The organism is Pedobacter gandavensis (assembly GCF_032678745.1).
Classification (GTDB): domain Bacteria; phylum Bacteroidota; class Bacteroidia; order Sphingobacteriales; family Sphingobacteriaceae; genus Pedobacter; species Pedobacter gandavensis_C.
Window position 1 is genome coordinate 134294 of the sequence record NZ_JAVTST010000002.1, and the last position, 13454, is coordinate 147747.

General features: G+C 40.4%; 12 protein-coding genes. 5 read left to right on the forward strand and 7 right to left on the reverse strand.

The window, feature by feature from the left end; all coding sequences use genetic code 11:
* Positions 1-35: 35 nt before the first annotated feature.
* Entirely contained in the window at positions 36-1199 is a 1164-nt protein-coding gene (locus R2S10_RS08215; RefSeq protein ID WP_316839970.1) for a glycoside hydrolase family 88 protein, read from the reverse strand.
* A gap of 101 nt (positions 1200-1300) precedes the next feature.
* Positions 1301-2335, reverse strand: coding sequence for a LacI family DNA-binding transcriptional regulator (locus R2S10_RS08220; RefSeq protein ID WP_316839971.1), 1035 nt, complete (start codon positions 2333-2335; stop codon positions 1301-1303).
* A 228-nt stretch (positions 2336-2563) separates the two neighbouring features.
* On the opposite strand from R2S10_RS08220, the gene R2S10_RS08225 reads away from it, so the two are divergent.
* The 3 genes from R2S10_RS08225 to R2S10_RS08235 are packed head-to-tail and all read left to right on the forward strand — an operon-like array spanning position 2564 to position 5292.
* Positions 2564-3304: a (Fe-S)-binding protein gene (locus R2S10_RS08225; RefSeq protein WP_316839972.1), complete on the forward strand. Its 741-nt coding sequence runs from the start codon at positions 2564-2566 to the stop codon at positions 3302-3304.
* 34 nt (positions 3305-3338) lie between these two features.
* Entirely contained in the window at positions 3339-4715 is a 1377-nt protein-coding gene (locus R2S10_RS08230; protein WP_316839973.1) for a LutB/LldF family L-lactate oxidation iron-sulfur protein, read from the forward strand.
* Positions 4708-5292 carry a lactate utilization protein C gene (locus R2S10_RS08235; RefSeq protein WP_316839974.1) on the forward strand — a complete coding sequence of 195 codons (585 nt, stop codon included), beginning with the start codon at positions 4708-4710 and terminating at the stop codon, positions 5290-5292. The genes R2S10_RS08230 and R2S10_RS08235 overlap by 8 nt, the downstream gene beginning before the upstream one ends.
* Positions 5293-5299: 7 nt before the next feature.
* Here the strand turns inward: R2S10_RS08235 and R2S10_RS08240 are convergent, their stop codons facing one another.
* Complete coding sequence (locus R2S10_RS08240) at positions 5300-7231, reverse strand: ATP-binding protein (RefSeq protein WP_316839975.1); 1932 nt, start codon at positions 7229-7231, stop codon at positions 5300-5302.
* 216 nt (positions 7232-7447) lie between these two features.
* Here R2S10_RS08240 and R2S10_RS08245 point away from each other — a divergent pair, with 216 nt between their 5' ends.
* Entirely contained in the window at positions 7448-8986 is a 1539-nt protein-coding gene (locus R2S10_RS08245; RefSeq protein ID WP_316839976.1) for a choice-of-anchor I family protein, read from the forward strand.
* A gap of 68 nt (positions 8987-9054) precedes the next feature.
* On the opposite strand, the gene R2S10_RS08250 is transcribed toward R2S10_RS08245, so the two are convergent.
* Positions 9055-9588, reverse strand: a complete 534-nt coding sequence (locus tag R2S10_RS08250; RefSeq protein ID WP_316839977.1) for a GNAT family N-acetyltransferase — start codon at positions 9586-9588, stop codon at positions 9055-9057.
* Between the two features lie 160 nt (positions 9589-9748).
* Between R2S10_RS08250 and R2S10_RS08255 the strand changes: the two genes are divergently transcribed.
* Positions 9749-10285 (forward strand): GNAT family N-acetyltransferase, encoded by a 537-nt coding sequence (locus tag R2S10_RS08255; RefSeq protein ID WP_316839978.1) that lies wholly within the window; start codon positions 9749-9751, stop codon positions 10283-10285.
* Positions 10286-10347: 62 nt separating this feature from the next.
* On the opposite strand, the gene R2S10_RS08260 is transcribed toward R2S10_RS08255, so the two are convergent.
* The 3 genes from R2S10_RS08260 to R2S10_RS08270 form a co-directional block, all read right to left on the reverse strand.
* The gene (locus R2S10_RS08260) at positions 10348-10638 is read right to left on the reverse strand and encodes a GNAT family N-acetyltransferase (protein ID WP_316839979.1); all 291 of its coding nucleotides are present in this window, start codon (positions 10636-10638) and stop codon (positions 10348-10350) included.
* 17 nt (positions 10639-10655) lie between these two features.
* Positions 10656-11528 (reverse strand): pirin family protein, encoded by an 873-nt coding sequence (locus R2S10_RS08265; RefSeq protein WP_316839980.1) that lies wholly within the window; start codon positions 11526-11528, stop codon positions 10656-10658.
* Between the two features lie 129 nt (positions 11529-11657).
* Positions 11658-13421 carry a PAS domain S-box protein gene (locus R2S10_RS08270; RefSeq protein WP_316839981.1) on the reverse strand — a complete coding sequence of 588 codons (1764 nt, stop codon included), beginning with the start codon at positions 13419-13421 and terminating at the stop codon, positions 11658-11660.
* Positions 13422-13454: the final 33 nt, after the last annotated feature.

Below are 13454 nucleotides of genomic sequence, written 5' to 3' on the forward strand. Positions count from 1 at the left end.
AGGCTAAGTACCCAATCTGGTTTAAAGACCTGATCTTATAAATACCAGTTTTTATAACGGTGTAAAGCTTCTAAAAAGTAATAATCTGCGTAGGTTAAAGGCACATCGATTTCCGTTTTATGTGGAATAGAGCCCACACTATGCATCAAAAGAAAACCACCATTCTCTCCTAATTTTGCACGATATGCATCAGAAGCCAGGGAACGAATCATTTTTTCTGCGGCAGTCACATAAGTTTTGCGTTCTTTTTTGTTGACATATTGTGCCAACTCCAATAATGCCGAAGCATTTACTGCTGCTGCTGAAGCATCACGATAAGTATTTGGAATACCCGGTGCATCAAAATCCCAATAAGGAACCAGATCTTCAGGCATATTAGGGTGGTTTAAGGTGAATTTAGCAATATTTCTAGCTTGCTCCAGGTAGCGTTTATCTTTGGTAAAACGGTACATCATCGTATATCCGTACAAACCCCAGCTTTGGCCTCTGCTCCATGCTGAAGAATCTGCAGCACCTTGTGCCGTTTGTTTCTTCATTACTTCACCCGTTTTCATATCATAATCTACCACGTGGTAAGAGCTAAAATCCGGACGGAAATGGTTTTTCAAAGTCGTGTTGGCATGCGTAATCGCCACTTCTTTGAATTTTTTATCACCACCATGATCTGATACCCAGCTCAACAACTCCAGATTCATCATGTTGTCAATGATTACTGGTCCGCCCCATTTTTTATTGGCATTCCAGGATTGAATAACTTTCGCCGCAGGACGATATCTTGTGGTCAAAGAGGCCGCAGAAGTATCTATTGTTGCTTTGTAAGCAGGATTTTTAGTGATGCGGTAAGCATTCCCAAAACTGCAATACATCATAAAACCAAGGTCATGGTTTCCGGTATAGTGTTTTTCTTTTTCTAGTATTCCTAATCTCGCGGTAGCCTCCGTTAGGATTTCAGGATCTTTAGTGTATTCATAGATATAAAATAAAGTACCTGGATAAAAGCCGCTACACCACCATTTCGTATCGCTGGTTTGCACTTTATTTTTCGCGGCATTATAGGTTTGCGGCATTACATCAGCCGGCACATTTTTACTGAGCACCTTATATTGCTGTTCGGCAAATTTAAACTGATCATCAATTAACTGGCGCATGCCTTCTTTTACAGGTGGATTCTGGGCCATCAGAACAATACTGTTCATCATCAAAAAACTTAAAAAAACTACGAGCTTCCGCATAATTTACTATTTAATTCAAAATTTATATTTAATTTATTTAGGTGCTTTTATTATAGGTTGACCACTTGTTAAGAAGACATACGTCTGATCAGATCAACTGGAATTACATATGGTTTTTGTTCTTGTTCTACTCCCCGATCTCCACTTTTCAGTTGCTCAATTAATACCTCTACAATCTTTTGCCCAACCTTAGCCGGATACTGTTCTATGGTAGATAAAGCAGGACTAATGATAGAAGTTCTTGGATCATTTGAATAGCCAATAATTTTCAAATCCTGGGGTACCTGAAGTCCATTCTCTTTAGCAAATTCCAGTGCGGCAATGGCCGTCACATCATTTGCAGCAAACAAAGCATCGGGAACAACCGATCCAGAGAATAGCTCCGCCATCGCTTCTTTTGCATGCTCATGCGTCAATTCCTGATGAAAAACCCATTCGGCACGTATTGGGAGCTGATGTTGTTCCATTGCCTTTTTAAAGCCTGCGGTACGGTCCTGATAAAGATTAGAACTTAATTTACCTGAAATATGAGCTATACGCTGACTTCCTGTTTCGATCAAATGAGAAGTGGCCAGATATCCACCACGAAAATCATCGCCTTTAATATAAGTTGCACGATAGGAATTGAGTGGAACACGATCATAGAAAATAACCGGAATTCCGCTACTCACCAGCTTATCAAAATGACTAAAATCCGTCGTTTGTAAAGTACAGGCAACAATCAATGCGTCTACCCTGGAAGCATACAGAATATCTGCAAGTTCTTCTTCCATACTCAGTACATCATTAGACTGGCAAATGATCAGGTTATAGCCCTGTTTATGTAGCCCATTCTGAATCGTAGTGATCACTTCTGCATGAAAAAACATGGAAATCCTTGGTACAATTAGTCCAACGGTATGTGTTTTATTGCTCCTTAAACCAGAAGCCATCTGATTCCTTCTATAGCCCAGCTGAGCCGCCATTTTCAATACGTCGCTTTTTGTTTTCTCCTTCACATGAGGGTGATTATTCAGCGCCCTTGAAATCGTTGCCGGAGATAGTTTCAATGCTTCAGCGATATCAAGAATCGTGTTTTGTTGCGGTTTTTTATCCTTATTCATCTATAAAACTGAATTTTCAGTAAATTAAACACAGGCAAGCTAGTCATTTCTTTCATAAATATGAAAACGTTTTCATATTTTACAAAAACACCTTCTCCTCCGTTATTTTGGCAATATATTCAGCATAATTACCGATAGTGTCTGAAATTCCTTCAAAAGTGATACCTTCCATCTTTCTTAGGAACGTTAATGTGGTACCTGGTATCACTAAACCTTAAATTTTTCTTTATGACCGTTGGCCTTTTTATCCCTTGCTACATTGACCAATTCTATCCGAATGCAGCAATCGCCACCTTAAAGCTCCTTCAGAAATTGGGTGTTAAAGTAAGTTATCCGCTACAACAAACTTGCTGTGGACAGCCGATGGCAAATTCAGGATTTGAACACCTAACGACTGGATGCAATGAACTTTTCATTGATAACTTTGCAGCGTTCGACTATATCGTTTCTCCTTCCGGGAGTTGTGTATTGCATATTAAAGACCATTTGCACAGCGATGGACAACCTGAAAAAGCCATTGGTGTTCGTAAAAAAGTATATGAGCTAACGGAATTTCTGACAGACATTTTAAAGGTAGAGAAATTGACTGCGCGTTTCCCACATAAGGTTGGCGTACATCAGAGTTGCCATGGCCAACGAGGATTAATGATGTCTCAAATGACAGAATTAGTGGCTGCTCCATTTTCAAAACCCATGCAGTTGTTAAACATGGTCAAAGACCTGGAGCTGGTAGAATTGAGTAGGCCGGATGAATGTTGTGGATTTGGCGGGACCTTTTGTGTGGCAGAAGAAGCCGTATCTGTTAAAATGGGCAAAGACCGCGTTGCAGACCATATCAACCATGGCGCGCAATACATCACCGCAGCGGATATGTCCTGTTTGATGCATATGGAGGGGATTTTACGCCGCCAGAATAGTGAGGTGAAAGTGCTGCACATTGCAGAAATCCTAAATGCAGAAGAAATTTAATGATCAAACGTTTTTACCGCAGAATTTTAAGAAAATGAGTACAGCAATAAAGGACCACGCCGCATTATCTGATATTTTTAATCAGGATGAAGCCCGCGTAGACTGGCATGATGAAACCTTATGGTTTGTACGCGCAAAGCGTGATAAAGCAGCAAATACCCTTTCCGAATGGGAAGCACTTCGGGAGAATGCTTCTCAAATCAAAGACAATGTATTGTCAAACCTTCACGACTATTTGACGGAATTTGAAAGTAATGCCCAGAAAAATGGCGTTACCGTACATTGGGCTGCTGATGCTGCAGAACACAACAGAATTGTTCTCTCCATCTTAAAGGCAAAAGAAATCAACAGAATGGTAAAGAGTAAGTCCATGCTGACCGAAGAATGCCACCTGAACGAATATTTACACCAAAACGGAATTGAAGTTATCGATACCGACCTTGGCGAGCGCATTGTCCAACTGGCCGAAGAACCGCCAAGTCATATTGTATTGCCTTGTATCCATAAGAAAAAGGAAGAAATCGGGGAGCTATTCCATGAACACCTGGGCACTCCAAAAGGCGCTTCAGACCCGCAATTACTGACTGCCGCTGCTCGGGTACACCTTCGTGAGAAATTCCTGACCAGAAGAGCGGCGATCACCGGTGTCAACTTTGCTATTGCAGAAACCGGCGAATTTGTAGTCTGCACCAATGAAGGAAATGCGGATATGGGGGCACACCTTTCTGAAGTCCATATCGCCTGTATGGGTATTGAAAAGATCATCCCAAAACGTGCCAACCTGGGTGTATTTTTAAGATTATTAGCAAGAAGTGCAACGGGACAACCGATTACCACTTATTCCAGTCATTTCCGTAGTCCAAGAGCAGGACAAGAAATGCACTTGATCCTGGTAGATAACGGACGAACGCAACAATTGGGAAGAGCAGATTTCCGCAACTCTCTAAAATGTATCCGTTGTGGAGCCTGTATGAATACTTGTCCGGTATACCGAAGAAGTGGTGGGCATAGTTACCATACTGCTATTGCCGGTCCGATTGGAGCGATCTTAGCGCCTAATCTGGACAGGAAACAATATGCAGATTTACCTTTCGCTTCTACGCTTTGTGGTTCCTGTACCAATGTTTGTCCGGTGAAAATCAACATCCATGAACAACTTTATAAATGGCGACAAGTTATCGTGAAAGAGGGCTATGCAGATCCTAAAAAAGCGATGGCGATGAAAGCTATGGAATTCACCCTCTCCCATCCTTCTGCGTATAGAACCGCTGGAAAAGCTGGTCGTTGGGTGATGAAAAACATACCTTTCCTGGTCAACAATAAGTTAAATGCCTGGTATAATCAACGTGATATGCCAGAGCCACCTCAACAGTCTTTTCGTGAATGGTATAAAAAGAACAACAATGAGTAGCAGAGCGCAAATCCTTGCACGTGTTAAAGAAAACCAACCTACTTTAACCGATTTACCTCCAGATTTAACCAGCATGGTTAAATATCCCGATCCCATGGAAATGTTTGGTAAAGTTCTCGATGGAATTGGCGGGATGATGCATCCTGTAAAAGACTACGAAGAAATGATCGTACAGATCAAAACCCAGTTCGCTGATTTACCAAGAATCATTTCTACGATTCCGGAATTAAATTCTCTAACGGAAAAAGGATGGGAAGATCAGGATCCACATAGTTATGAAGATGTAGATGTAGCCATAATTCAGGCCCATTTTGGAGTAGCAGAAAATGCGGCACTTTGGCTAACGGAATCCTTAATGGGACAAAGGGTAATCCCTTTTATTTGTCAGCAGTTAGTAGTGGTAGTTCATAAAAAAGATATTTTATCCAATATGCAGGAAGCTTATCAGCAAATTGCAAATTCTAGTTATGGCTTTGGAGCTTTTATCGCCGGTCCTTCAAAAACCGCCGATATTGAGCAATCATTGGTGCTTGGTGCCCATGGTCCAAAAAACATGACTGTCTTTGTACTCGCATAACCTATTCCTATTGGATTTTTGAAGGAGCATCAACTGGCAAGGTGAAAAAGAACCTACTTCCTTTGCCAGGCTCACTTTCCAGGCCGATTTCCCCATGATGCCGTTCTACAATATCTGCGCAAAGGTATAATCCAATACCAAAACCAGAGGCATTTTTTACCTGTAAATCGTCAATTCTATAGTAACGGTCAAAGATTTTATGGAGGTGGTTGTTATCGATACCGATCCCATGATCTCTCACAGAAATCAATACTTCTTCATTTTGTAGTTCTGCAGAAACCAATACTTTTCCTCCCTGAGGGGAATACTTAATCGCATTACTGACCAGGTTGTCAATTACCTGGGTAATTTTATGTTTATCAGCATATACTAATGGTAATTCTTTCGCATCAAAGAGAATCGGATGGTTTTTTTCCTGAAATAAATAATCATTCACAACTTCTTTGATCAGCTCATTCACATCAATTAATTCCTTTATAAGTTCTGTCTTATTGGTTTCAATTTTTGACAGGTCAAGGAAGCTATACACCAACTTTGTCATTTTATTAATTTGCCCTTCTATCCTGGCACCAACACTCTTGATAAACCCAGGGTCTGTGGCTGCCTTACTGGATTTTAGCAATTGTGCATATGCCTTTAAAGAGGTCAAAGGAGTTTTAAGCTCATGACTTGCAATGGCAATAAAGTCATTTTTCTGTAGCTCCTCCTGCTTACTTTCGGTGATATCCATCACCGTCCCCAACATCCTGACAGGTGTTCCTAAATTATTAAAGATCACCTTTCCGGTTACGCTAATCCAGTAAATGATCCCATCAGGTCTGTTAATTCTTGCCTGATAATTATATTTCCCGGAGATCAATGCCGCTTGAAAAGCCTGTTCCACAATACTGGTATCCTCAGGATGAATCACTCCACGAAGCTCCCTGAAAGTCAGATCGGTTTTTCCCGGCATTCCAAATAAGTCCGCCAGACTTGCAGAGTAGAAGACCTCCATAGTTTGTAGATCTAGGTCCCAACTGCCAATCCCTGTGGCTTCAGAAGCCAACCGCAGTCGCTCTTCTGCGTTTTCAATTGTTTTCCTGGTGAGTACCATTCCTGTCACATCATTGACTACAGAAAGAACTCCTGATACCTCCTGCCCCTTACCAAAAACTGGTTCCAGGTTCAGGTCGAAATAAAAAGTCTCCATCTGCCCATCACGCTCGTATTTAACCGGCGATTCCCTACCCTGATAAGATTGACCAGTCAATACCACCTGGTCGAAGATCTCCCGATAGCCAAAATCCTCCATAGCAGGGAGCAGTTTGAATATGGAATGTCCTAAAACTTCTAAAGGTCCTCCTTTGCCCCAGATCTTACAAATGGCCTCATTGGCATATTCAATGACATAGTCGTCTTTGGCATAAAGCGCCATTCCAATCGGCGCTTTCATAAACATTTTATGTAAGCGTTGTTGTTGCTGCAGCAGTTTTTCTTCAGTGGTATTTGCCATCTCTTTTAACATAACCTGTGCCGTCACATTGGCAGTAGTATTAATGATGTACGCAACCTCACCATGATGGTTTAATACCGGCTGATTGGAATTTGACCAATATAAAGGCTCCATCTTACCGGTTTCACTCGAATAAATATCATACTTATATATCGGAAGATCCACGCGTTTCTTTGTACGAATGACTTCTTCCAGCGCATTAAAAGCAAACTCTCTGGCATAGGTATCTTTAGTTCTACCGGAAAAAACGTCCAATAGCTTCTGACCTAATAAGGCTTCCCGCGACTTTAAAGAAATCTCTACAAATTGATCACTCACTGCTAAAATGGTAAAATCCGGAGAATTCGCTTTGAAAACCACCGATTGTGGTGATGCTCTGAAAAAGTTCTGAAAATCAGGTCCCGTATAGAAACAATCACCAGATTCATTAGAAAGCGTGTTGCTCATGTTTACCAAAATTTAGTCGAGAATAATACCATTGAATGAACACATAAGCTTTTAAATTATTGTGATAACGCAAAATGGTATATTAAGTTTTAAAAATTCTACTCAAATTCCGGGTAAAATTGGCTGGGACCTTAACAATATCATAATCTTAAACTTAAGGGCTGCTCATATCAGGAGGATACCTTTGGGCTAATCTATACCCCCAAAACCACTGATATGAATAAAAATTTACTATTTAGTTTTCTATTGATCGCCTTGGTAGGCTGTAAAAGATCAGAAAGCCCAATTCAGGAAATTCCGGAACTTGCCGTTAATGAAGATGCGGGAACTTTTGCTGAAATCAGCAGCTTTGCCGTTGGTGGAACTAGTGGCGGAGCAGGTGCTGCAGAAATAACAGCCTTCGACCCGATCACCAAACGTTTGTTTGTAGTCAACAATGCCTCAGGAAATAATAGAATTGAAATTATCGATTTTCAAGACCCTACAGCGATGAAAAGCATTGGCAACATCCCTGTATCCGCTTACGGAGGTTTTGTGAATAGTGTAAGCGTGCATGATGGGAAACTTGCGGCAGCAATAGAATCAACAGATAAACAGGCAAATGGGAAAGTCGTGGTTTTCAAAACCAGCGACTATAGCGAAATCAAGGTAGTAACCGTGGGCGCCTTACCTGATATGGTGACCTTCTCCCCAGATGGGAAATACATCTTATCTGCCAATGAAGGAGAACCAAATGATGCTTACACCAATGACCCTATTGGAACAGTATCTATCATCTCAGTGGCAGACAATTATGCTGTAAACACCATTGACTTCTCTGCTTTCGCCTCACAAAAGGCCACCTTAATGGCTAAAGGCTTCCGTATTTTTGGTGTTGGAAATGATTTTTCGAAAGATATTGAGCCAGAATACATCTGCATTTCGGAGGATTCAAAAACAGCCTGGGTAACCTTACAGGAAAACAATGCCATCGCTAAAATTAACATTAGCAGTAAAACAGTGACCGATATCTTCCCTTTAGGATTTAAAGATTACAACCTGGAAGGCAATGAAATTGATCCCAGCGACAAAGACAATGCTGTTCTGCTAGGAAAGTGGAAAGTTAAAGGAATGTATCTGCCTGATGCCATTGCAGTACTGGAATCCGGAGGAACACCTTATTTGTTTAGCGCCAATGAAGGTGATGCCAGAGAATATGGAGGCTTTTCTGAGTTACAGCGGATCAAAGACAAAAGTATCATTTTAGACCCTACAGCCTTTCCTACTGCAAGCTTATTGAAAAAAGATGAGCAGCTCGGCAGGTTAAACATTACTACTACCTTGGGTGATACCGATGCTGACGGCGATTATGACGAACTGTACTCTTTTGGCGCACGTTCCTTCAGTGTATGGAATGGCAATACCGGCTTGCAGTTGTACGACAGTAAAAATGAACTGGATGTAAAAAATATAGCGGCAGGATTCTTTGATGACACCAGAAGTGATGATAAAAGTGTAGAACCGGAAGGCATAACCATTGGTACGGTTGGAACTAAACAGCTTGCTTTTGTAGGATTGGAAAGATCGGATGCAGTCGCCATTTATGATGTCAGCAATCCTTCAAAACCTATATTCCTACAGTTGCTTAAAACAGGAGATGCACCGGAAGGTGTGCTTTTCATTGCCGCAAAAAATAGTCCTACTAAAAAGAGCTTGCTATTATTGAGTAGTGAGGGCGACGGACAGATTAAGGTATATTCCCCAAAAACTATATAATTCCCTATTCTCGGCGGGGTAGCGAATCCTTTACAGATTCCTATCCCGTTTTTTATGCCTATTAATTTTTACAGCGCGATCTTTTTATTAGGCTCCCGGAGTAAAAACCAATGTACCATCTCTTCTTTAATGAACTTCTGATAGAAACCAAGATTTACGAGTGTTTTGGTAGAAGCTTCATTGACATGTTGGCATTTTGCAGTAATCATTTTCACTTCTGGATGCTTAAAAGCCCATTTGATCAGTCCTTCTGCTGCCTCAGCAGCATAGCCCTTCTGTCTTTCTGCCGCAATAATTGCATAGCCAAGGTCTACGATGCCTTCTGTAGCCGGACGTCCTTTAAAACCTGCGTCACCAATCAGTATCTTCCTTTCTTTGTCAATGATCATCCAGGACTCAAAGCCAGATGGCTCCTCTACCAATTCCAGGTTTTTAATAATTCTTGGCAAACATTCCATCAGTTCCTCATCAGGCCAGCCTTTACCTAAGCTTATGCCCAGCTTTGACAATGCTGTAAATTGTCCATCCATCACCTCCTTTGCAATCTGCATCGTAAATGGAAGTAAATAAAGACGCTCCGTAGTTATCTTTTTTGATTTCATGATATACTTAACCCAATAATAAGAATATTTTAGTCTTTAAACTATATTCCATATGATTATTTTTTAAATTAAGCAAAACTTTTATAATTCTAATGTATTGAGCAATTTTGCAATCGTTTAGTGCTGTCCCATTAAAAATTCTATATTAGTTTATACCCACATGAAAATCTTCGCAGAAACAGATCGTATTATTTTAAGAGAGCTTACACTAGCAGATGCACCATCGATGTTTCAGATGGACTCTGACCCGGATGTCCATAAATATCTGGGTAATAAACCTTTTAAAAACATCGAAGAATCGGAAGAGAATATTCGTTTCATCAGGCAACAATATAAGGATAATGGTATCGGTCGATGGGCAGTTATTGATAAAGAAAGTAATGCCTTTGTTGGCTGGGGAGGTCTGAAATTTATCACCATCCCCATCAATGAGCGCAACCACTTTTATGAAGTAGGTTACCGTTTTCTAAAAGAACACTGGGGCAAAGGCTATGCAACAGCATCCGCTAAAGCAAGCTTGAAATATGCATTTGAAGAAATGAATCTGGAAACCGTTTATGCCATGGCCCATGGAGAAAATGCAGGGTCAAGACATGCTTTACAGAAGTCAGGGTTAAAAATCACTGGTCATTTTGACCATGAGGGGATAAAATGCGACTGGTTTGAAATCAGTAAAGCAGACTGGCTCAAGCTTTAAACATAAAAAAGCAAGCATCTTATTTGATGCTTGCTTTTGTTAAGGATTACAAATGGAATACCTCAGGCTACAATTCTGTTCCAGTCCGGATGACGTTTCAAATAAGCAGCAACCAGCGGACATAGCGGGATCAATTTATAACCATTATCTTCAATGTAAGTTAAGGTCTTCTCGATCACTGCCGTAGCTGCCCCCTTCCCCTGTAACTCTACAGGTGCTTCAGTATGGATCAACCAGATCTTTTTATCGCGCTCTTTATACTCGATAAACGCTGTATACTCTCCTACTTTTAGTTCAAAACGATTCTCTTCCGGGTTCTTAACCAGAGGAAGACTCACATATTCTTCATTCATAGTCCTATATATTTTAATTAATCAGCCAATTCACCAAATTTACCCATGTTGAAATCAACGATTGCCTGACTGATTTCTTCATCTGTATTCATTACAAACGGACCATAACTCACGATAGGCTCATTTAATGGTTCTCCACTCATCAATAAGATCACACTATCTTGATTGGCTTTCAAGTGAATTTCTTCTCCCTCATTCGCAAACAATACAAAATTATGCTCTCCTACAGCTTCTCCATTGACCTCAACACTACCATTTACCACTAATAAAGCGGTATTGTGGCTGGCTGAAACCTGGGTACTTACCGTTCCACCTTCATTCAATTTTATATCAAACAGATTTACCGGGCTATAAGTTTGAGCTGGGCCTGCGATACCATTAAAATTACCGGCAATTACATTTACTACTCCTGCCCCATCTGGCAATTCTAATTTCCCCATTCCCGCAGCAGTTAACTCCTGATAATGTGGTGCTACTGATTTATCTTTTTTAGGTAGGTTCACCCATAATTGCACCATTTCAAAAGGACCTCCTTTTTTAGAAAACGCTTCTTCATGGTACTCTTTATGTAAAATACCGTTACCGGCAGTCATCCATTGCACATCACCAGAGTTGATCACGCCATGACTACCTGTACTATCATGATGCGCTACAGTTCCTTTGTAAGCAATAGTTACCGTTTCGAAACCTTTATGTGGATGGACACCTACACCTCTTACGTGATTTGAAGGACCAAAATCATACTCAGGATTAAAGTCCAGGAGTAAAAACGGGCTGATTCTTTCCTGAGGGATACCTGCTCCCGGGATATAATTAAATACCCTAAACCCATCACCAACCATGTGTGGTCTGCCAGAATTTGTCACGATTTTTTCAATTACCTTTTTCATTATATTTCTCCTTTTTTAGACAACAACCAATCGCTAATACAAAAAGCTGTTTAACACTTAGCGAATTAATTATTGTATACAAAGATACCTCAGCTTGAACGATCTGCCATTGATGTAGGATAAGAAGTGTTACTTTCGATTCACATCCACAATTTCATGGTTTACATTTTTCATAATTGCCCTGATTACTTTGTCCAGTTCATCAGAAGAAGATTTTAAATGAGTGATGTAATCTTTTAAAACCTGATCGGTAGAAAATGATTCTAATAGATCTACCAAACCCATAATCCGCGCCAAAGGGGCACGAATTTCATGCGCCTGAATCCAGGCAATCTCTCTCAACTGACTGTTTTGGGATTCGATAGCTTTCATATGGTTGATTCTCTCCGTAATGTCCTGCATCGAGCCAATCATTCGGATTGGTTTTCCTATGGCATCAAAAACAATAAAAGAGCGGTCTAAGACCGATTTATAAGAACCCTCTGCACAACGAAAACGGTATTCCAATTTTAATCTGGTCTTTTTATTAGCACTGAGCAATTCAAATTCCTCAAATACCTTTTCAACATCATCAGGATGAATTCTTTCCAGGAACCAATCCCGATCATTATGGACACTAGTATAGCCAAAAACCTCTCTAATGCCCTTATTCCAAAGGATACTTCCCGTATCCATATTCCAATCCCAGATCACATCACTAGTAGCCTTAGACACAATATTATACCTCCCGATACTTTCTGCGATTTTACTTTTATTCTCGATATCTTCGGTAATATCCCTTGAATTGCAGACAATCCCCTGAACGGCCGGGTCATCCAGCATATTAGTCATAATCGTTTCCATCCAACGGTAAACTCCCGCTTTATTTTTGAATCGAAATAAAGGAATAGGTGCTTCTTTATGTTTTTTTATCCGGTTAAACTGGTCTTTTGTCTCCTCCAGGTCCTGGGGATGAATGAAATAGAAAATCTTTTTCCCCAGCAAATCTTCAGGTTGAATACCCAAAATGGCAATCAGCGCCGGACTTACATATTTATAAATTCCTTTAGTGTCTATAATGGCAATCAGATCTGATCCATTCTGAACCATCGCTTTGAACCTTTGCTCACTGCTGAACAAGGCATTTTCTGCCATAATCTGTTTGGTACGGTCGATGACCAATCCCAAACAAGCCACAATATCCTTAAATAAAACTTCCTTGCTTTCGACCGTCACATAAATTAATTCCCCACCCTTTTTACAATGACGGGTAATCGACTGGCTATTGTCACCGATATCCAGTATTTTAATGGAGACCTCTTTTAATGCTTCCCGATCTGACATAGGCCGAACATCTTTAATCGTCATTTTCAGAAACTCCTTCCGCGTATAGCCATAAAACTTGATTGCAGCCTCATTGACATCCAAAAAAACAAGTGTTTTTTGATCGTATACCCATTGCGGAAGCGGACTGAGGTTAAATAAGTCAATATACCTCTGTTTTTCCTTTTCCAGTTGTACTGTGGCTTGTTTATGCGCTGTAATGTCTTTGAAGTAAACTGATAAGCCATCACCAGATGGAAACGCAGCAACCTCTACCCATAATTTATGGGGTTCAAAATATTCCTGGAAACGTACGGCGGTATTTTCGGCAACAGCTCGATGGTATTCATTATAAAATTTAAGCGGAATCGCCTCAGCATAAACTTCCCATAAGTTTTTACCAATGATTGCTTTCCTGGGCATCAACAACATCCGTTCTGCTTCTTTATTCCAATAAGTAACCGTCCAATTGCTATCGACCTCAAAAAAAGCATCAGTAAAGCTTTCCAATATATTGGAAATTCTCTTCTGATAAGCCTTTAATTGCTTTTCAAATGTGACATCTGAACCTGGAGCCTTAATCTTTTTCATCTTGATATACCTAATTCACTCATCAAAATGCTT

Coding starts and splice junctions, on each gene's coding strand:
- R2S10_RS08235 (WP_316839974.1), top strand. CDS start 4,708: ATGAGTAGCAGAGCGCAAATCCTTGCACGTGTTAAAGAAAACCAACCT.
- R2S10_RS08240 (WP_316839975.1), bottom strand. CDS start 7,231: ATGAGCAACACGCTTTCTAATGAATCTGGTGATTGTTTCTATACGGGA.
- R2S10_RS08255 (WP_316839978.1), top strand. CDS start 9,749: ATGAAAATCTTCGCAGAAACAGATCGTATTATTTTAAGAGAGCTTACA.
- R2S10_RS08215 (WP_316839970.1), bottom strand. CDS start 1,199: ATGATGAACAGTATTGTTCTGATGGCCCAGAATCCACCTGTAAAAGAA.
- R2S10_RS08245 (WP_316839976.1), top strand. CDS start 7,448: ATGAATAAAAATTTACTATTTAGTTTTCTATTGATCGCCTTGGTAGGC.
- R2S10_RS08270 (WP_316839981.1), bottom strand. CDS start 13,421: ATGAAAAAGATTAAGGCTCCAGGTTCAGATGTCACATTTGAAAAGCAA.
- R2S10_RS08225 (WP_316839972.1), top strand. CDS start 2,564: ATGACCGTTGGCCTTTTTATCCCTTGCTACATTGACCAATTCTATCCG.
- R2S10_RS08230 (WP_316839973.1), top strand. CDS start 3,339: ATGAGTACAGCAATAAAGGACCACGCCGCATTATCTGATATTTTTAAT.
- R2S10_RS08265 (WP_316839980.1), bottom strand. CDS start 11,528: ATGAAAAAGGTAATTGAAAAAATCGTGACAAATTCTGGCAGACCACAC.
- R2S10_RS08220 (WP_316839971.1), bottom strand. CDS start 2,335: ATGAATAAGGATAAAAAACCGCAACAAAACACGATTCTTGATATCGCT.
- R2S10_RS08250 (WP_316839977.1), bottom strand. CDS start 9,588: ATGAAATCAAAAAAGATAACTACGGAGCGTCTTTATTTACTTCCATTT.
- R2S10_RS08260 (WP_316839979.1), bottom strand. CDS start 10,638: ATGAATGAAGAATATGTGAGTCTTCCTCTGGTTAAGAACCCGGAAGAG.